The following is a 19,269-nucleotide window of genomic DNA, read 5'->3' on the forward strand; positions in this document are numbered from 1 at the left end:
TTTGTCCATCCTTTCCCTTCCAAGTGTACGAAAATGCCTTTGTACATTCAAGCAAAAATAAGAGGAGAAGAAAAATGTAAACGCTTTTAAAAATCTTAACAAAACCTTTACAAAAGATTAATAAAGGCTAAATAATTCCCCCGTATGCTTGTAGAGGTTTGTCGAATAGGGGATCGGCAAATGGAACATACTAGTTTCTATTTGAAGGGATGAGAGACTGTGGATGCAGAGTTGCAAACATTGCTATTTATGTTTTTTGGCGGTCTAGGTATTTTCCTATTTGGGATTAAGTACATGGGGGATGGACTGCAAAAAGTAGCAGGAGAGCGCTTGCGTGATTTGTTAGATAAATTTACAACAAATCCGTTAATGGGTGTATTAGCAGGTATCGTTGTTACCGTCTTGCTACAAACGAGTACGGGTACAACTGTTTTGACGATTGGTCTCGTCAACGCTGGTTTTATGACGCTTAAACAGGCTATCGGTGTTATAATGGGTGCGAACATTGGTACAACCGTTACTGCATTCATTATTGGGATTAAAATCTCTGAATATGCTTTGCCGATCATTGCAGTGGGAGCAGCTTTAATCTTTTTTATTAAAAATAAAAAAGTGAACAATATTGGACAAGTTATCTTTGGTTTTGGGACGCTTTTCTATGGTTTGAATACAATGGGAGAAGGACTAAAGCCCCTGCGTGAGCTGCAAGCTTTTGCTGATTTAACGGTAAGCATGAGTGAAAACCCACTTTTAGGAGTACTAATCGGAACGATTTTCACCGCAGCGGTACAAAGCTCCAGTGCATCAATCGGGCTCCTGCAACAGCTTTACGATCAAGGGGCAATGGACTTATTTGCAGCTTTACCGGTCTTATTTGGTGATAACATTGGAACAACGATTACCGCAGTGCTTGCGGCCATTGGTGCATCGGTAGCGGCGAAACGTGCAGCATTAACTCATGTGATTTTTAACTTAATTGGAACGATCATTGTTTTAATTATCATTATTCCGTTTACACACTTTATTGCTTATTTAGCAGAGGTATTTGCTTTGAATCGTCCAATGACGATTGCATTTGCCCACGGAATTTTTAATGTATCGAATACACTCATCCAACTTCCATTTATCGGGATCTTGGCGATCATTGTAACTAAGCTCGTCCCTGGAGACGATTTCTACATTGAATATAAGGCGAAGCATTTAGATCCGCGTTTTGTCGGTAGCTCACCAGCGATTGCCCTTGGACAGGCGAAACAGGAAGTATTGCGGATGGCTGAGTTTTCTGAAAAAGGGCTACTCGAAGTAAGTAAATACATGGAAAATGGTCAAAAGAAACATGCGGAAATGGCGGTTCAATTTGAAGATGCCATCAACAATCTCGATCGGAAAATTACCGAATATTTAATTTCGATCTCCTCTCGCTCCTTGTCGGCTCAGGATTCAAAAATGCACGGAATGCTGATGGATACCGTACGTGATATTGAACGAATCGGAGATCATATTGAAAACATTGTGGAGTTAAAGGATTATCAGAAAGCGAACAAAGTAAAAATTTCAGAAAAAGCACTCCATGACCTTCAGGAAATGTTTGATCTTACACATTCAACATTGACAGAAGCGATCATGTCCTTAGAGACAGGGGATCTTGAGGCTGCTCGTTCTGTTATCGAAAAAGAAGAGCATATCGATCAAATGGAACGTAAATTACGCAAGCAGCATATCATTCGTGTGAATGAAGGGAATTGTACAGGTGCTGCTGGTATCGTTTTTGTCGACATTGTAAGTAACCTTGAACGGATTGGCGACCATTCTGTCAACATTGCTGAAGCGGTCATCGGAGAAAATCGTTAGAAGAAAAGCAGAGACGCCTCTGCTTTTCTTTTCAATATCAACAAAAATCTACAGGAAAAAGCATTGACTAGATGGACAAACAGTGGTAATATTATTCTTGTCTTTCTTGTTCCACAGTAGCTCAGTGGTAGAGCAATCGGCTGTTAACCGATCGGTCGTAGGTTCGAGTCCTACCTGTGGAGCCATGATATGGCGGTGTAGCTCAGCTGGCTAGAGCGTACGGTTCATACCCGTGAGGTCGGGGGTTCGATTCCCTCCGCCGCTATTCCTTTTTTACCGCATGAATGTGTGCTAGAAAGATTAAGATGATAGTTGGACCCTTAGCTCAGTTGGTCAGAGCAGTCGGCTCATAACCGATCGGTCGTAGGTTCGAGTCCTACAGGGTCCACCATGAGTATTTATGTTGGAGGAGTACCCAAGTCTGGCTGAAGGGATCGGTCTTGAAAACCGACAGGCGGGTTAAACCGCGCGGGGGTTCGAATCCCTCCTCCTCCGCCATACATACAGATGTTCAAACTATAGCATGGATGCTGTAGTTTTTTTGTGTTCTAAAATGTTGCTTTCACGATCGGCCTTGGCAACAAACCAAACTACTTTAACTAGCGATGTCAGGGTAGGGGAGCCGAGCACGATGACTTCTGTGAGCCTTCTACAGTCAGCATGAGCACATGAAATAAGCTCGCCGCGATTCCTTAATAGCTGTAGCCTCGGTCAATTGGTTGCTAACGGCTTTTATTTTTTTTTTTAATCGATATGTCGTCTCTGTTAAAAGAAACCCTCTAGGTATAAGGTGAATACACTGGCTAAAACGACTTACAAAAAGGGGCGACGAGGATGATCATTCGGGAAGCAACCGTTCAAGATTATGAAGAGGTGGCAAGGCTACACACCCAAGTGCACGAAGCGCATGTGAAGGAGAGGGGAGATATTTTTCGTTCCAACGAGCCAACGCTAAATCCGAGTTTTTTTCAAGCAGCTGTCCAAGGCGAAAAATCAACCGTGTTAGTGTTCGTTGATGAGCGAGAAAAAATTGGAGCGTACAGTGTGATTCATCTCGTACAAACACCTCTCCTTCCAACGATGCAGCAGAGGAAAACGGTGTATATTTCAGATCTATGTGTAGATGAGACAAGACGGGGCGGTGGAATTGGTCGACTTATTTTTGAAGCGATTATTTCCTATGGGAAAGCCCATCAGGTGGATGCGATTGAATTGGATGTGTATGACTTTAACGATCGGGCTAAAGCTTTTTACCACAGCTTGGGCATGCGATGTCAAAAACAGACGATGGAGCTTCCTCTTTAAGAAAATGGTTTAAGCTATGGTTAAACAGGGTATCGTATAAAAGCATATGGGGAAAGCAAGCCATGAGCGTTTTCGTTGAAAGCTTGTTCGAAATTTGCTATTGTATTGATGGGGCAACTTAATAAACATTTCTATTGACTAACTTGTTTTACTATTTTGGAGGGATTTCCCTCCAAATTCATTCTTTATTATTTCACGTTTATCAAGGAGGAGATCGTATTATGGCTTTTGAACTACCAAAACTACCGTATCCTGCAAATGCACTTGAACCACACATCGATGAGGCAACGATGAACATTCACCACGGGAAGCACCATAACACGTATGTAACAAAATTAAATGCAGCTCTTGAAGGTCACAGTGCTCTTGCTGAAAAGTCAATTGAAGCGCTTGTCAGCGACCTCGATGCTGTACCAGAAAACATTCGTACAGCAGTCCGCAATAATGGTGGTGGCCATGCAAACCACACGCTTTTCTGGCAAATTCTTAGCCCGAATGGTGGAGGCGCTCCTACTGGTGAGCTTGCAGATGCGATCAATGCTGAATTCGGTAGCTTTGATCAATTCAAAGAAAAATTTGCAGACGCAGCAGCAAACCGCTTCGGTTCTGGCTGGGCGTGGCTTGTTGTCAATGATGGCAAACTAGAAATCACAAGCACTCCAAACCAAGATACGCCATTAATGGAAGGGAAAACACCAATTCTTGGCTTAGACGTATGGGAGCATGCATACTACTTGAATTACCAAAACCGTCGTCCTGATTACATTTCAGCTTTCTGGAACGTTGTCAATTGGGACGAAGTAGCGAAGCGTTACAACGAAGCAAAATAAGTCTGATGTTTACATAGAGGGGCCATTTACAATGATGGACCCCTCTTATTTTTTGTAGGTAAATCTCGTTCGATCTCCCCCTGTCTCAATGCATAACGTGACTAAACCGACACACACTAAAACAGAAGGTGGTGGGTCGGTTTGCATGATGTATTAAAAAAAGTTATTGGGGATATTGAAGTTTCAAAAGATCTCATCTTACTACTCGTCATTGGCGGTCTTTATGCACTCGGAATTGCCCTTTCTAATACATTTGTAAATGTCTACTTGTGGAAGCAATCTGGAGAGTTTCTTGATTTAGCTCTTTACAATTTAACGTCTGTGATTATGCAACCACTCACGTTTATTTTGGCAGGGCGTTGGGCGAAGAAAATTGATCGTGTGATCGTCTTACGGTTAGGGGTCATTTTTTTATCGATTTTCTTTTCAACAGTTCTCATGTTAGGGGAAAAGGCAAATCAATTCCTGATCCTTCTTGGCGGATTGCTGGGGATCGGATTTGGTTTTTATTGGCTTGCCTTTAATGTCCTTACGTTTGAAATTACAGAGCCTGAGACGAGGGATTTTTTTAATGGTTTTTTGGGGCTGCTTACCTCCTTTGCTGGAATGATCGGACCCATTCTTTCAGGTTTTTTGATTACAAAGATGGAGAAGATGACTGGATACACGGTAATATTTGCCCTTTCTCTAGGTCTGTTCATTCTTGCTGTCATCATTAGCTTCATGCTGAAGAGGAGAGCAGCAAAAGGAGGGTTTCACTTCCGAGCCGTCCTAAAAGAGCGGAAGCATAATAAAAATTGGGGACGGATTGTCCACGCCCACTTTTTCCAAGGATTACGAGAAGGAACGTTTGCATTTGTTATTGTCGTATGGGTGTATGTGACAACGAAGAGTGAATTAGCGATCGGGACATATGGTCTTGTCGCCTCGGCTACATCGTTTGTTGCTTATTATTTAGCCACTCGCCTCATCAAGCCGAGCTTTCGCAAGAAGTCGATCCTCATTGGAGGATTGGTTTTGTATGCGGCGTTGTTTTTAATTGTTTTTAAGCTGACATTCCCTCGATTAATTATGTATGGGATTGTCATCTCCATCGCTTATCCGTTTCTCCTCGTACCGTATGTTTCATTAACCTATGACGTCATTGGTAAAGCAAAAGGTGCAAAAGACATGCGGGTGGAGTACATTGTCGTTCGTGAACTGTTTTTAAATTTAGGTCGGATTACGTCCATTTGCCTTTTCATTTTAACGATTTCAGTATTACCAGAAAAGAAGGGGATTCCGCTGTTGTTTCTTATTGTTGGTGCCGGGCATACTGTCATCTATTGGTTTATTCGCAACATTCGCTTCCCGGCAAAGAAACATGTTCCTTCCTACATGTTTGCAAGGCAAAAAAATGGTGAAGGTGGTCCAGGAAATTCAACGGTATAAGCGATTGTGTCAATCTTGTAACAGTGATTGGACCTGCTTCTGTTTTCGTTAAAATTGTGCTATACTGAGCTTAGTTTAAAACAGCCTGCTATGTTTGTTAGCTTCTCTAATGTTTCGAACCGTACGTTTAAAAAGGGAGCTCTACATTGACTCTGTGACGACATGCCTCTATTAGGACGTTGGATCAGCTGTCTGCGAGCACCCACCTGCGAGGGTAGGTTCTTGAAACGTGTGAAGCAAACGGCATTCGCGGGTTTTTTTATACGATTGGAGAGTATAAACGATTTCCCAAATGAAAGATCTTAGTATGATCGTTCTGGACGGATCGGCTTCCATGAAAGCTCGGCCATGTCGCCGAGTTTTCTTTCATGAGTCCTGACATATTATAAATGGTAGTATATAGGAGGAACATTAGCGTATGAGAACAGGGCCACGCAAAAAAAAGAACTTTGTATTTAGCCGGTTGAATGTCCTCTTTTTTATCGTGTTTGCGCTCTTTTCCATTTTAATTTTGCGCCTTGGTTTTGTGCAAATTGTGGAAGGAGAAACACATTTAAAGAGTTTGGAAAGGACATCGAACGCCACTGCAAGAATTGATGCGCCCCGTGGTCTCATGTATGACCGCTTTGGCTATGTTTTGGTCGATAACGAACTCGAGCTGTCTTTAACGTACACGAGTCAAAGTCAGACAAGAGACACTGAAGAAATGCTCGATGTTGCTCGCAAGCTAGAACAGCTCATTGAAGTGGATACGAGTAAGATTACGGAGCGAGACCGAAAGGATTATTGGTTGCTGCAAGCCTCTCGTGAAGAACGACTTGAGCTCGTGTCTTTAGAAGAACGAAAAGAGATCGATGATCCTCAGGAGGAGTATGCTCTTGAGCTCGAACGGATTACAGATGAGCATCTTAATAGCTTAACAGAGGAAGATGAACGGATTCTGGCGATCTTTCGCCAAATGAATCAAGGCTATGCACTAACACCTCAGCGGATCAAACGGGATATTTCGGAAGAAGAAGCCCACAGCATCGCTGAAAAGCTAGATGAGCTTCCCGGTGTTGATATCCTTCGTGATTCCAGACGTAAATATCCATATGGCAACTCGCTCAGAAGTGTGTTTGGGAACACAGGCTCCATTCCGCGGGAGCAGCTTAACAATTATTTAGCAAAAGGATATGAACGGTCCGATATTGTCGGAACAAGTTATTTGGAGCTTCAATATGAAGATGTGCTCAGGGGACAAAAAGCAGTTGTTGAAAGCATGACAACATCATCCGCTGGAGACATGATCGAGCAAACGATTAATGAGCAGTTAGGCTCAAGAGGAAATGACCTCGTGTTGGCGATTGATATGGAGATGCAACAATATTTGGATGACATTGTGGAACGGCGAATTTCACAAAATCCTGGGGCGTTTATCAATGAAGGTTCAGCTTATGTGGTGATGATGGACCCGAAAACGGGAGATATTCTCGCAATGACCGGTTATTCAACAAATCAGGAAAATGACCATATTGGCGTTGTCAATAAAGCATTTGAAATGGGATCCTCTATAAAAGGGGCTTCTGTGTTAACCGGTTTTCAAACAGGTGTTGCCTCACCAGGGACCGTGTTTTATGATCGACCAATTGACCTTCCTGGTACCCCTATTAAAAAGTCTGTGCGGAACTACGGGGCTGTTAGTTCTCAGCGAGCCCTTGAAGTGTCATCCAACGTGTATATGTTTGAAATTGCCATGAGGATGGCAGGCTATAATTACAACTCAAAATGCTGCTGGAATAGTGAAACGATTGAGAGAGCTTACAATGAAGCGCGCTATTATTTCAGCCAGTTTGGATTAGGTACAGAGACGGGGATTGACCTCCCGTCTGAGTATACAGGTGTCAATGGTGGAGTTCAACAAGCGGGTAACCTGTTAGACTTAATGATCGGACAGTTTGATACGTATACAACGATGCAGCTCGCTCAATATATTTCAACGATTGCCAATGATGGTTACCGGATGCAACCGCGACTTGTTACTGAAATTCGTGAGCCGAGTGCGGATAAAGATTCACGCGGTGCTGTCGTTCAACAATTTGAGCCACGAGTGTTGAATCGAATCGATATGACCGATGCACAAATTCGTGATGTTCAGCAAGGGTTCAGACGTGTTTCAACAAACGGTACGGCCAGTCGCTTCTTTGCGAACAAAACATATACGACCGCAACAAAAACCGGAACAGCTCAGGTTCGCGTCGCTGTAGGAGAGGGAGAAAACCGTCGCTTTATTGACGGGAACAACCAAGCACTTGTCGGATATGCACCATATGATGATCCTGAGGTAGCATTTGCGATCATCGTTCCTTATGCGAAACGTGATTCAGCTCCAGGTGCCAATGCTGACCTTGCCCGTGATATTGGGGCAGAGATGCTGGATACGTATTTTGAATTAAAGGAAAGGCGAGAAGGCCCTACGTTAGCAGATGATCCTGTTTTAGAGGATTTTGAAGGGAACGATTAAACGCAAAAAACATCCTCTTCAGCGTACGAGCTGGAGGGGATGTTTTTACTTTAGGCTAAAACGATACTCATTGTGAAGCCGCCCATTTTCGTTGCAGCTGTTCTACTTCGGTTAACAGCAGCCCTGTTTTACGGGCAATTTCTTCAGCCTCATAGCCAGCGTCAGATAACTGTCCTACTTCTTCTATTAACAGCGCTTGTTTGTCGTTTGTCTGCGAGAGACTTGCACGTTGACCGACGAGAAGCTCCTCTTCAAGTAAACGCATTTTCTTTTTCAATTGGTAAATTTCTTGCATAAACGTAATCGAGAGGTTATCCAATTGTTCCTCTAATTGCTTCGTTCGATCTTTACGTGCGAAGGAAAGAATGAACAAGATTGAAGAAAATATAAAAAGTCCGATCAACACCCATTCCAAAGCAATTTCCCCCCTTTTCATCTCTGTGTATCTCTTTTATTATAAAGGAAAAAGACAAGGGACACTCCTGTTTTTTTTAACCTTCTATAATGTAAACTTTCTAAAAATTCATTCGATTTTCTGACAAGCTTGTATCTTCTCTTGATCGTTTTACGTTATGATATGAATAGTGCATCAAGTAAAAAGGGACAAAAACAGACATTTTTCCTCTCTTGTTCCCTTTTCTTCCTAAAGGTATGATGAAGTAAATGAATGTTTTTCGAAGGAGTGGAGCAATTGATCGAAGAAATCTTGAAGCTTCGAAAACAAGGTCTTTCGTTTCGGAAAATAGCGCAAGCATTAAACACAACCGTCGGAAAAGTTCATTATCGTTATAAAAAGCACGAAGAGCTTCAACATCAAAAAGGACAAGCTAAGCCAGCCGCTAAAGGCGAGTGGCAGCTTCCTGGCTCTTATCCTGTTACAGAAATCACTCTCCTTCCACAAGGACCGACAACATTGTATGCGTTTTGGGATACCTCTGAACAAACAAGAGGACTCGTTTCCTACCAGACCGATAAGGACTGGGAACAGCTGGAGAAACGTCTTCGCCTCTATGACGTGACATCACTCTTATTCGATGGCCGCCGTGCCAACCGCTATGTAGATATTCACTTACCAGAAATGACAAACAATTGGCTGATTGAACATGTAGAACCAAACTGTACTTATCTTATAGATTTAGGGGTTATCACTCCCTCTGGTGCGTTTTTACCGGTTGTACGTTCCACGCCAATCGAGACGCCAAGACAACGAAACGATCAATATAACTTTCGGAAGGAAGATGTGCTTGACTGGCAATACGGTTTGAGCGAAGAACCGAAGTGGCTTGAGCATTTCAGCACGTATTCCTATTACGAAAAAACGAAATAAGGAGCCCGCGAGATGAGAGAAGGATATTTTTCCCTAGTCTTACATGCCCACTTGCCTTATGTTCGTCATCAAGAAGAAGATCGATTGGAGGAACGTTGGCTGTTTGAAGCCATGTCGGAAACGTATATTCCTCTTTTATGGGCCTTAGAAAAACTGCCCGTAAAACATGCAGTCACCATTTCCTTTACCCCTCCTGTTATGGAGATGCTGAGTGACCCACTTGTGCAAACTCGTTACTTGAATCACCTTGAAAATACCGAACAGCTTTTGAAAAAAGAAGAGAAACGTACAAACGATCAACGAACGCAAAATCTCGTTCAGTTTTATAAGCAGCGCTATGAAAAGCTAAAAGCAACGTTTTTACAGTGGGATCGGAATCTACTCATCGGTTTCCGCAGCTTGATGGAGAACGAGCAATGCACATTAATGACGTCCGCTGCCACGCATGCCTTTTTTCCATACTTAAAAACAAAAGAAGCAATTCGCGCCCAAGTTCGCCACGGAATCGCATGCTTTGAACAACATTTTGGCAAAAAACCACTTGGGTTCTGGCTCCCAGAATGTGCCTTCTCTCCAGGCGTTGACCGAATTTTATTTGAGGAAGGCATCCGTTACACATTTGTAGATGAACACGCTGTTTTGACGGCAGATCCGACTCCGCATAAGGGCTCAGGTGCCCCGATCTATAGCCCGCATGGAATTGCGTTGTTCCCTCGCCATACGGAACTTTCCGCAAAAGTGTGGAGCTCAACGCTTGGGTATCCTGGTGATGTCGATTACCGTGAATTTTACCGTGACATCGCATATGACCGGGAATGGGATTATATTAAGCCGCACGTCCACAAAGACGGGATTCGGATCGATACAGGGTTGAAGTATCATCGGATTACAGGGCATACGGAGGAAAAAGACTTGTATGTCCGTGAATGGGCGGAGAAACGTGTGCAAGAACATGCGAATCATTTTATAGGTGCGATTCATCATGAGATCGATCAACATGGCGGACAAAACTTTCCGCCGTATGTCATGGTCACTCCGTTTGATGCTGAGTTGTTCGGTCATTGGTGGTTTGAAGGGCCAGAGTGGATCGAGGCATTATATGAGCAAGGAGCAGACCGTGTGTCCTTCATAACACCAGAGCTCTATTTGCAGCGTCACTATCAAGATTTTCAGACCGCTCATGTGAGCTTTTCGACTTGGGGGAGAGACGGTTATGGTCACGTTTGGTTAAATGACCATAATGCTTGGATGTATAGACATTATCATCGCATGGAAAAAGATTTAGCGAAAATAGTGGCCATGTATCCACAACCTACAGTTCTCGAAAAGCAGGCCATTCAGCAAATGGTTAGAGAGTGGATGCTCGCTGTTAGCAGTGACTGGGCGTTTATTCTCGACGGTCAAACGGCTGCACAGTATGCGTCAGAGCGTTTCCATGAGCATGTTCGTCGCTTCGACACGATTCAGAGCGCCTTGCTTGAAGATCGTATAGATTCCCAGTGGCTTAAGCAAATGCTTGCAGCGTTTCCTTTTCTGGAGACGATCGACGAGCGCGTATTTTTAAGCCCCCATGATCGTTACGTGCAATCGAAAAAAGAGACCCAGCCATTTGAAGGAACGTGCTCGATCCTTATGCTGAGTTGGGAATATCCGCCTTATGTTGTCGGAGGCCTATCACGTCATGTGGATGCTTTGTCTCAAGCATTAGCAAAAAAGGGGCATGAAATTCACGTCGTTACAGCCGCTATGGATGGAGCTCCCGAGTACGAAAAAAATGGGGACGTCCACATCCATCGGGTCAGCGGGTTACAACCAGAGAGGGAGCCATTTTTAGATTGGGTGGCCAGCTTGAACTTAGCCATGTTTGAACATGTGAAAAAATTATACCGTTTTCGTCCGTTTGACGTCATTCATGCTCATGATTGGCTCGTATCAGGAGCTGCTTTAGCATTAAAACACCTTTTTCAAACATCGCTTATGGCTACTATTCATGCAACGGAGCACGGGCGGAATCAAGGTATCCATACCGAGTTACAGCAAGCGATTCATGACCAGGAAATGAAGCTCGTGACAGAGGCTGATCAAATCATTGTTTGCAGTCAATTTATGAAAGAACATGTTCAATCATTGTTTGTGCCTAATCCTGATAAAGTGGCAGTGATCGCAAATGGTGTGGCTCGTGAGCAAATTGAAGCTGCACGTCTTCAAACGATTTCTCCTGAAAATCGTTTCATTGTATTTTCTGTTGGGCGAATCGTTCAAGAAAAAGGATTTTCTCTCTTGGTTGAAGCAGCTGCAAAATGCAAAGAACTAGGCGAACCGATTCAATTTGTTGTGGCTGGGCATGGGCCTCTACTAGCTGACTATCAACAACAAGTAAAGGAACGTCACCTTGAAGCTTGGATTTCCTTTGTCGGCTATATTAGTGATAGTGAGAGAAATGAATGGTACCATCGCGCGGATGTCTGCATTTTTCCTAGCTTGTACGAGCCGTTCGGAATCGTCGCGTTAGAAGCGATGGCTGCAGGCACACCTACGATTGTATCTGACACGGGTGGTTTAGCGGAAATTGTTGAGCATGGAGACAATGGGCTAAAAGTACCTACTGGTGATGTGGACGCGATTGTAGCTCAATTGTTGTCCCTCTATCATAAACCGCTTTTGCGGGCACAAATTGGTTTTAAAGGTTCACAAGACGTGATCGAGCAGTATAGTTGGGAGACGATTGCCGATCAAACGGAAGCGATCTTAGTGAAAAAAATGAAGCGAGACATCTATGCCTAACACATAAGGGGTGGCCAATGAAAGGGGTAATTCTAGCAGGAGGGCGAGGCACGCGTTTAAAGCCATTAACGGATCAAATACCGAAACCGATGCTTCCGATAGGTGGTGTGCCGTGCTTGGCCCATGGGCTCGCCCACCTTGCTGCCCATGGGATTCGTGATATCGTCATGCTCGTCCATTATCTGAATCATCAAATGAAAGCATATTTTCAAGATGGCTCCAAGTACGGTATGCGAATCACGTATGTTCAAGAAGACGCCCCTCTCGGAACAGCTGGGAGCTTGAAAGCAGCGGAGCGTTATTTAGATGAACCATTTGTCGTGATGAGCGGCGATGTGTTAACTACGATATCAATACAGGAGGCCATCGTTTTCCATAAGCGTCAAAACAGTCTTATGACAATGTTGACGAAGCGGGTGAAAAACGGACAAAACTATGGCGTTGTTCAAACCGGTCCAAACCATCGAGTAGTTGCGTTTCGAGAAAAGCCTACGGAAGACAAGACAAGAGAGGTTTTGGTGAATACGGGTTTGTACGTCATGGACCCTTTTGTTCTCTCTTACATTCCAAAAGGCAGTGCCGTTGATCTAGGAAAAGACGTCATCCCATACCTTGTAGACAGGAAGCTGGATATATTTGCTTTAGAAGGGGGCGGCTATTGGCGAGACATTGGCTCGTTTCATGATTATTTACAGGCAAATAACGATGTAAATAGTGGAAGCGTTCCTTCGTTTGTAGGACGACCGTCGCTTCTTTCTCATGATTAGGTGTAAAGAAAAAACACTTGATTCCTTTAAGTTGTTTTGCTATCATTTATGAAGTGTGAAAAAAGCATAAACGTCTGGAGGGATAACGATGCGTGTACAAGTAACACTTGCTTGCACAGAAACTGGTGATCGTAACTACATTACGACAAAGAATAAACGTACGAATCCTGAGCGTATCGAGCTAAAGAAATATAGCCCACGCCTTAAGCGTCATACGTTGCACCGTGAGACAAAATAAGCAGTTGGTCATGCCACTGCTTATTTTTTTATTTCACCTGAGGAAAGTTTAACTTCTATAAATGATGAGTGTATTCCGGCGTTAAGTCTTGGCAGTAAGCTAAGCTTTTCTAAACTATAACGTTATGTATAATAAAGACTAGGAGAGTCTCTCTGTCATTGAAATGTAGCTAGAATGAAATATAGAATACCTGACGCCTCGGTCATTTTCATGTAAGATTGAAAGAGATTGTTCGTGGGAGAGTGAGGTATGGAGGAGAAAAAAGCTTTACGGAATAGAATAATAAAATTGCTACGATCCCAACCTGAGCAACAGCGGAAGGAAGGATCGCAAAGAGTTGCTGATATCCTTTTTTCACTGCCAGAATGGAACGAAGCTGACGCAATTGGTATCACCATATCCCTACCCCATGAAGTGCAGACAGAACTGATCATTTCCCGAGGATGGGAAGAGGGGAAACAAATAGCGGTTCCAAGAGTTAAAAAAGGGACAACGCAAATGACTTTTTATGAAATTCATTCGTTTTCGGTTTTAGAAGATACATTTTTCGGTTTGCGTGAACCGAAACCATCTGAATGCAGACAGATAGATGGTCAGGAGTTAGATTTACTCCTAGTCCCAGGGGTCGCCTTTGATCAAAAAGGAAACCGCCTAGGCTATGGTGGGGGTTACTATGATCGATTTCTACATTCCTATAAAGGGAAGACAATCGCTCTCGCGTACTCGCAGCAACTTGTGGAATCTGTTCCGACCGATGAACGGGATGAGCGGGTTCAAATGATTGTCACTGAACGAGGGGTGTACCGATGATTGTCCTTGCATTGCTAGGGGTTTTGTTACTCTCTGTGTATGCCTACAAGACTAAAAAGCTAACCCTCTCTGGAGCGATTTCTGCCTTTGTAGTAGGGGCACTTATTTCCTTTGGTCTTGGCTTTAAAGGCTTGCTCCTTTTGGCGATCTTCTTTTTTACGTCGGGATTTTGGAGTCGTTTTTATCAAGAACGAAAGGAAAATGAAATTACGGCGAAAGGTTCCACACGGGACGGCTGGCAAGTGTTGGCCAACGGTGGATTTGCTGCGATTTGTGCCCTGTTATTTTCCATTTTGCAGGACCCAATTTACATTTGTGGATTCGTAGCAAGCTTAGCTGCAGCAAATGCTGATACATGGGCTTCCGAAGTAGGGCCGCTTGCAAAAAGAAGGCCGATACATATTATTAAGTGGAAGCCGGTCGATGCAGGGACATCAGGAGCTGTGTCTGCCATTGGTACGGCGGCAGCTTTTGCAGGGTCGTTTATCATTGTCGTTGTGAGTATCTTTTTTTGGTGGTCGAGTTCCTTTGCTAGCCATCATCTTTTGTTTAGTTTGACGCTGGCAGGCTTTTTAGGGAATCTTTTTGACACGTTGGTTGGAGCAACGGGTCAAGTGCTATACCAATGTCCGCGCTGTGGGCTGGAAACGGAACGGAAAATTCATTGTAACGGGCCAACCGAGAAAAAATATGGACTTCGCTTTTTAAATAATGATACGGTGAATGCTATTTGTACTGGAACAGGTGCTCTTTTTGGGATCGTCGCAGGTCTTATCTTGCTATAAGGCTGAATAGGAAAGGAGTCTCATCATGACTGACAGACTGGAAGAACGCTATTCACGGCAAATGCTCTTTGCCCCCATCGGAAAAGAGGGGCAACAGAAATTGCAGAACAGTGCTGTCCTCATTGTCGGAATTGGTGCACTAGGGACCGTACTTGCCAATCATTTTGTCCGAGCAGGAATCGGTCACGTTCGAATGGTGGATCGAGATTATGTCGAGGCTAGTAACTTGCAAAGGCAGTTATTGTTTGATGAAGATGATGTACGAGAGTGTTTGCCAAAAGCGGTCGCAGCACAGCAAAAACTACAGAAAGTGAACAGCGACATCAAAGTAGAGGGGATCGTCGCTGATGTAACAGTTGAAAACATTCATGAGTTGATGGAAGGTATGGATTTAGTCCTTGACGGTACGGACAATTTCCAAACACGGTTTCTTATCAATGACGCTTGTTTTCAAATGGGCCTCCCGTTTATTTACGGTGGGGCCGTAAGTTCAAGGGGCATGACGGCGATGTTTATTCCAGAAAAAACGCCATGCTTACGCTGTTTTATTCAAGAAGGACAGGGGTCAGGACAAACATGTGACACAGTAGGTGTTTTAGGTCCTGTCGTTGATATCGTTGCCTCGTTTCAAGCGATTGAGGCGTTAAAATATTTAACGGACAATGAGCAGGCTTACCGTCACAGTCTCATGAGCTTTGACGTATGGCGAAATCATCGATACGATATGAATTTTGCAGCGGCAAAAGCCAATTGTCCCACATGTGGAACTAAAGCATTTCCGGCGTTACACCCTGCGGCACACGATTCAGTTACTTCCCTATGCGGGCGTGAAACGGTCCAAGTTCATACCGGTAGGCCGTTCGATCTTTCAGAATGGGGAAAGCGCCTTGATAGGATCGCTGACGTACAGACTACTCCGTTTTTAGTAAGAGTACAATTAACCGAAGGCGAGCGACTCGTTTTGTTTAAAGATGGACGGGTGCTCGTCCAAGGGACAGAAGACGTGTCACGAGCGAAAACACTTGTGAGCAAATACATCGGGCTATAACGATGGATAAAATCCTTCATCATTTGGAAAAGTAACGAAGAAGGAGGGATTATCTGTGTTTGGTCGAATTGTATCGGTTGTCGCTTTAATTGGTTCTCTTTATTTTGCCGTGAAATACAGGTATCGTGTGCTTAATGCGATGCTGGGGCAGCGCTGGTTACGACGAATAGCGGTATCATTTGCCATGCAAATACCGTTTGTTCGTAACAACCTCATGGGGAATTTGTTCAACCAACGCAGCCCGCAAGGATAACGAACTGGGCAACGCCTCTGAAAATCGCTAATGCTTATGCGATTTTAGGGGCGTTTTTCATAGAAGCGTCTTTTTTCGGCTCTACAATAAATGTTGGGGTTTTTGCACAAAAGAGGGGCAAAAAAAATGCACGCAGGCTCCTTTATCCATTATCCTTGAATTGTCCAGAAACAAAGAAAGGATAGGAGCTGCGTGTACGATGAATTTTACCATGGATTTGCCCGGATTAAAAGGTGTGAAGGTCACAAAGATGGAGGAACGAGAGGGCTTTATCGCGCTCCATGTAGAAATGCCGCGAACGCCTCATCGTTGCCCATCCTGCGGGGAGAGAACCGAGAGAATCCATGATTACCGCATCCAAAAAGTTCAACATCTCAAGCTCTTTGAACGGTGGGTGTATCTATTCTATCGAAAGCGCCGGTACGCGTGCAGATGCGGGAAGCGGTTTGCGGAGAAAGCCTGTTTTGTAGAGCGATATCAGCGTCAGACAGTGGAATGGAATCAAGCGTTTCGCTTACGGCTCATTCAAGGGAAGAACTTTACGGACACAGCGAATCAATTCCAAACGTCCGTGACAACTGCCATGCGCCGGTTTGATCAATTGGCGGCCCCCCTCGTGAAGAAGGTGGATCACCTTCCTCCTCGGATTGCGATTGATGATTACAAAGGGGATACGAAAGCGGGGAAATATCAAGTGATCATTGCGGATGCAGATACACGGAAGCCACTGGATATCTTACCGGATCGTAAAGCCGATACGCTTAAACGATATCTTCAAGAGAAGGGTCATCAGGTGAAAACAGTCGTGATGGATCTCAGTTATACCTTCAAGTCGGCTGTTCAAAAGGCCTTAGGCCACCCGCTCATCATTGGGGATCCGTTCCATTTCTGTCGTTACCTCTACTGGGCTCTGGAAGGGGTTCGCCGCCGAGTGCAAAAAGCGTTCCATCCGTATCATCGAAAACGATGTAAACGGATCAAACATCTGTTTCAGAAAGAGAGAGAAGGACTGGAGGATAAGCAAAAGAAGAAGGTGGAGCGGTACCTAGAGCTATCCCCTGATTTAAGGGAAGCGTATGAGCTAAAAGAACATTTTCGTCGGTGGTATCAAGAAGCGAAGATGCAAGGAACGGAAGGACGAATGAGCGAGGTGAAGCAAGGGCTCTACGCCTTTTACCGAAGAGAGGAGGCGAGCCCGTTAAAGGAGTTCCACCGAGCCAGTCAGACGCTGAAGAACTGGCAGACCGAGATCTTGAATAGCTTCGCGGTTGGCTTAAACAATGGTTTTATTGAAGGACTGAATAATCAAACGAAGGTGATTAAGAGAAATGCCTTTGGTTTTCGGCGTTATGATCGCTTGCGAAACCGTATTCTCTTGCATCATCAATTCAAACATCAAACATTCGGGGTAGGATAAGAGGGGCTCGCCCTCCTATCCACCCCAACATTTGACTAAGAACCCTTTTTTCGAGCGAATGGATGCAAAATCATCCAACTATCGGCCCCAGTCTTGTTATACTAAGGGTATGTCTGATTCCCCCTATAAAGAAAAGGTGAGACGATGAATGTTATGAGGCATGATTTATATTTTTGGCAAGTGGTGCATCATCTCGTTGTTGAAGAAGGTTATCGCGTGCTCGATATGGAGCAGAGCGAAGTATGGCTTGAATCTGATGCTTTGAAAGATCGAACCGTTATTCGAATCAAACGGATCGATGTGGATTGGGGCAATCAGTTGCGGGCTGATTTCGAACAGGTTCGTAAAAAAATGCTTTGGTTAAAACGGCAATTGGGTGTCCGCCGTCTTCGGGGAGAAGCGATCTATGTGACGATGTATCCTCCTGTCGATGATTGGTCCTCGTTTGAAGCTGAAGAGAAGCTAGATCGAAATGGGAATGTCACACTACGTCCGACGCTCATTGTTGCGGAAGAATCAGAACGTAAAGCGACAATTGCCGCCGTGAATGAACGATTGTCTATCCATCTTCCTCACGTAGCGCTTTTAGATGAAGATGGCTACCAGATGGAGCAAATGGCCCGTTATCTGCGGCAACAAATTCGTCATACGGCCAATGCCACTCAGCAAAAAGAACGGAGATTGTTTCAATACGGTAAGCCCTATGCAACCTATGGGTTGCTCGTTGTCATTGCTTTCATGTACGTCCTGCTTGAAATGAACGGAGGGAGTACCGATATGCCAACGCTTATTGAGTTTGGGGCAAAATACAATCCAGCCATAGCGGATGGCGAATGGTGGCGCCTTTTATCCTCGATGTTTTTACATATTGGAATTCTTCACTTCATGATGAATTCATTAGCTCTTTTTTACTTAGGGGGAACGGTTGAACGAATTTATGGCACGAGTCGATTTTTCATTATTTACTTCATTGCTGGTTTGGCGGGTTCAATCGCCAGTTTTGCTTTAAATGCCCACGTTTCAGCAGGGGCTTCTGGGGCGATCTTTGGATGCTTCGGTGCGTTGCTGTACTTCGGAACCGTCCACAAAAAGCTGTTTTTTCGAACGATGGGGTCTTCTGTTTTGCTCATTCTTGTTTTCAACCTCGCGTTCGGTTTTATCATTCCGATGATTGATAACGGGGCACACATTGGTGGGCTCATTGGGGGCTTCCTTGCTTCTGCGGTGGTCCATTTACCGAACCATCGGCCAAGGTTACGCCAGCTTAGTTTTTTGCTACTTACAGTTCTAGCTCTTATCGGTTCATTTGCCTTTGGGTTTGTAAACGAACATAAGGCTGGCGCTGATCTTTTGGCCTTGCAAAATGCGCAAGACCTCATTGAGGCCGAAGATATAGAAGCGGCGTATGAGGTGTTACTGGAAAGTGTAGAAAAAGGGAATGAGCGTGCGGAAGCTTATTTCCTCTTGTCTTATACAGAGGCCGTGCTCGGGAAATACGAGGAGGCCGAGGAGCATTTACAAAAAACGATTGACTTAGAGCCAAAGATGCACGAAGCTCATTATAATCTGGCCCTCGTTTATGATGAATTAGATGAGAGACAGAAGGCGCTTGAATCTGCTCAAGAGGCTGTTCGGCTTGATCCAGGCAATGAAAAGTATGAAACGTTTCTTCGCTCCTTAGAAGAATAAACGTGTCATTCGTTCATCTGTTCCACCGTAAGAAATGGTATAATTTAGCCTCGAACATCATTCGAGAGTAGAGAGGCAACTTCGACTCTACTCGGCATAAAAGGCTATAAGAGCTTGTTCAAAAAGCCATAAAATCCGAAAAAAAATAAAAATGCACCTTAGCGAAAAATGGTAAAATGGAAGTAACGAATCAACCAAAAATACCAATTTGCGAGGTGCATTTTCATGGAT

16 protein-coding genes, 4 tRNA genes and 1 other RNA gene are annotated in these 19,269 nt (G+C 44.2%); 20 read left to right on the forward strand and 1 reads right to left on the reverse strand.

Annotated features, from left to right (window positions below; translation table 11 throughout):
* Positions 1–249 precede the first annotated feature (249 nt).
* The 10 genes from E2L07_RS04380 (at position 250) to E2L07_RS04425 (ending at position 7,920) form a co-directional block, all read left to right on the forward strand.
* Entirely contained in the window at positions 250–1,851 is a 1,602-nt protein-coding gene (locus E2L07_RS04380; protein ID WP_166740018.1) for a Na/Pi cotransporter family protein, read from the forward strand.
* Between the two features lie 110 nt (positions 1,852–1,961).
* Positions 1,962–2,036, forward strand: a tRNA-Asn gene (locus E2L07_RS04385).
* A 6-nt stretch (positions 2,037–2,042) separates the two neighbouring features.
* Positions 2,043–2,116, forward strand: a tRNA-Met gene (locus E2L07_RS04390).
* 49 nt (positions 2,117–2,165) lie between these two features.
* Positions 2,166–2,242 (forward strand) — tRNA-Ile (locus E2L07_RS04395).
* 14 nt (positions 2,243–2,256) lie between these two features.
* A tRNA-Ser gene (locus tag E2L07_RS04400) sits at positions 2,257–2,349 on the forward strand.
* A 336-nt stretch (positions 2,350–2,685) separates the two neighbouring features.
* Entirely contained in the window at positions 2,686–3,156 is a 471-nt protein-coding gene (locus E2L07_RS04405) for a GNAT family N-acetyltransferase (protein WP_010897573.1), read from the forward strand.
* 221 nt (positions 3,157–3,377) lie between these two features.
* A complete protein-coding gene (gene sodA, locus E2L07_RS04410; RefSeq protein WP_010897574.1) occupies positions 3,378–3,986 on the forward strand; it encodes a superoxide dismutase SodA in 609 nt (202 codons plus the stop codon).
* A gap of 141 nt (positions 3,987–4,127) precedes the next feature.
* Positions 4,128–5,417, forward strand: a complete 1,290-nt coding sequence (locus E2L07_RS04415; RefSeq protein WP_010897575.1) for an MFS transporter — start codon at positions 4,128–4,130, stop codon at positions 5,415–5,417.
* Positions 5,418–5,496: 79 nt separating this feature from the next.
* A non-coding RNA gene (ssrS, locus tag E2L07_RS04420) (6S RNA) lies at positions 5,497–5,677 on the forward strand.
* A 158-nt stretch (positions 5,678–5,835) separates the two neighbouring features.
* The gene (locus tag E2L07_RS04425; RefSeq protein ID WP_134228940.1) at positions 5,836–7,920 is read left to right on the forward strand and encodes a peptidoglycan D,D-transpeptidase FtsI family protein; all 2,085 of its coding nucleotides are present in this window, start codon (positions 5,836–5,838) and stop codon (positions 7,918–7,920) included.
* Between the two features lie 67 nt (positions 7,921–7,987).
* Here E2L07_RS04425 and E2L07_RS04430 read toward each other — a convergent pair whose 3' ends face one another.
* A complete protein-coding gene (locus E2L07_RS04430; protein WP_243854902.1) occupies positions 7,988–8,326 on the reverse strand; it encodes a hypothetical protein in 339 nt (112 codons plus the stop codon).
* 276 nt (positions 8,327–8,602) lie between these two features.
* Between E2L07_RS04430 and E2L07_RS04435 the strand changes: the two genes are divergently transcribed.
* The 10 genes from E2L07_RS04435 (at position 8,603) to E2L07_RS04480 (ending at position 19,038) form a co-directional block, all read left to right on the forward strand.
* On the forward strand, positions 8,603–9,247 hold the full coding sequence (locus E2L07_RS04435; protein ID WP_233422105.1) for a DUF4912 domain-containing protein: 645 nt from the start codon (positions 8,603–8,605) through the stop codon (positions 9,245–9,247).
* A 12-nt stretch (positions 9,248–9,259) separates the two neighbouring features.
* Entirely contained in the window at positions 9,260–12,031 is a 2,772-nt protein-coding gene (locus E2L07_RS04440; protein WP_134228943.1) for a 1,4-alpha-glucan branching protein domain-containing protein, read from the forward strand.
* A gap of 17 nt (positions 12,032–12,048) precedes the next feature.
* Positions 12,049–12,798, forward strand: a complete 750-nt coding sequence (locus E2L07_RS04445; RefSeq protein WP_134228944.1) for a nucleotidyltransferase family protein — start codon at positions 12,049–12,051, stop codon at positions 12,796–12,798.
* A gap of 88 nt (positions 12,799–12,886) precedes the next feature.
* Positions 12,887–13,036, forward strand: a complete 150-nt coding sequence (gene rpmG, locus E2L07_RS04450; protein WP_003323811.1) for a 50S ribosomal protein L33 — start codon at positions 12,887–12,889, stop codon at positions 13,034–13,036.
* A gap of 249 nt (positions 13,037–13,285) precedes the next feature.
* Positions 13,286–13,846 carry a 5-formyltetrahydrofolate cyclo-ligase gene (locus E2L07_RS04455; protein WP_134228945.1) on the forward strand — a complete coding sequence of 187 codons (561 nt, stop codon included), beginning with the start codon at positions 13,286–13,288 and terminating at the stop codon, positions 13,844–13,846.
* Positions 13,843–14,631, forward strand: coding sequence for a DUF92 domain-containing protein (locus E2L07_RS04460; RefSeq protein WP_010897583.1), 789 nt, complete (start codon positions 13,843–13,845; stop codon positions 14,629–14,631). The genes E2L07_RS04455 and E2L07_RS04460 overlap by 4 nt, the downstream gene beginning before the upstream one ends.
* A gap of 25 nt (positions 14,632–14,656) precedes the next feature.
* The gene (locus E2L07_RS04465) at positions 14,657–15,679 is read left to right on the forward strand and encodes a thiazole biosynthesis adenylyltransferase ThiF (RefSeq protein ID WP_053431492.1); all 1,023 of its coding nucleotides are present in this window, start codon (positions 14,657–14,659) and stop codon (positions 15,677–15,679) included.
* Positions 15,680–15,734: 55 nt separating this feature from the next.
* Complete coding sequence (locus E2L07_RS04470) at positions 15,735–15,932, forward strand: hypothetical protein (RefSeq protein WP_053431491.1); 198 nt, start codon at positions 15,735–15,737, stop codon at positions 15,930–15,932.
* A gap of 199 nt (positions 15,933–16,131) precedes the next feature.
* The gene (locus tag E2L07_RS04475) at positions 16,132–17,349 is read left to right on the forward strand and encodes an ISL3 family transposase (protein ID WP_134228946.1); all 1,218 of its coding nucleotides are present in this window, start codon (positions 16,132–16,134) and stop codon (positions 17,347–17,349) included.
* A 144-nt stretch (positions 17,350–17,493) separates the two neighbouring features.
* The gene (locus E2L07_RS04480) at positions 17,494–19,038 is read left to right on the forward strand and encodes a rhomboid family intramembrane serine protease (protein WP_134228947.1); all 1,545 of its coding nucleotides are present in this window, start codon (positions 17,494–17,496) and stop codon (positions 19,036–19,038) included.
* Positions 19,039–19,269 lie beyond the last annotated feature (231 nt).

The organism is Halalkalibacterium halodurans (assembly GCF_004376175.1).
Lineage (GTDB): Bacteria > Bacillota > Bacilli > Bacillales > Bacillaceae_D > Halalkalibacterium > Halalkalibacterium halodurans.

Excerpts from the sequence above, each read along its gene's own strand:
- E2L07_RS04480 (WP_134228947.1), top strand. The coding sequence starts at position 17,494 with ATGAATGTTATGAGGCATGATTTATATTTTTGGCAAGTGGTGCATCAT.
- E2L07_RS04405 (WP_010897573.1), top strand. The coding sequence starts at position 2,686 with ATGATCATTCGGGAAGCAACCGTTCAAGATTATGAAGAGGTGGCAAGG.
- E2L07_RS04465 (WP_053431492.1), top strand. The coding sequence starts at position 14,657 with ATGACTGACAGACTGGAAGAACGCTATTCACGGCAAATGCTCTTTGCC.
- rpmG (WP_003323811.1), top strand. The coding sequence starts at position 12,887 with ATGCGTGTACAAGTAACACTTGCTTGCACAGAAACTGGTGATCGTAAC.
- E2L07_RS04460 (WP_010897583.1), top strand. The coding sequence starts at position 13,843 with ATGATTGTCCTTGCATTGCTAGGGGTTTTGTTACTCTCTGTGTATGCC.
- E2L07_RS04445 (WP_134228944.1), top strand. The coding sequence starts at position 12,049 with ATGAAAGGGGTAATTCTAGCAGGAGGGCGAGGCACGCGTTTAAAGCCA.
- E2L07_RS04455 (WP_134228945.1), top strand. The coding sequence starts at position 13,286 with ATGGAGGAGAAAAAAGCTTTACGGAATAGAATAATAAAATTGCTACGA.
- E2L07_RS04475 (WP_134228946.1), top strand. The coding sequence starts at position 16,132 with ATGAATTTTACCATGGATTTGCCCGGATTAAAAGGTGTGAAGGTCACA.
- E2L07_RS04425 (WP_134228940.1), top strand. The coding sequence starts at position 5,836 with ATGAGAACAGGGCCACGCAAAAAAAAGAACTTTGTATTTAGCCGGTTG.
- E2L07_RS04440 (WP_134228943.1), top strand. The coding sequence starts at position 9,260 with ATGAGAGAAGGATATTTTTCCCTAGTCTTACATGCCCACTTGCCTTAT.
- E2L07_RS04380 (WP_166740018.1), top strand. The coding sequence starts at position 250 with ATGTTTTTTGGCGGTCTAGGTATTTTCCTATTTGGGATTAAGTACATG.
- sodA (WP_010897574.1), top strand. The coding sequence starts at position 3,378 with ATGGCTTTTGAACTACCAAAACTACCGTATCCTGCAAATGCACTTGAA.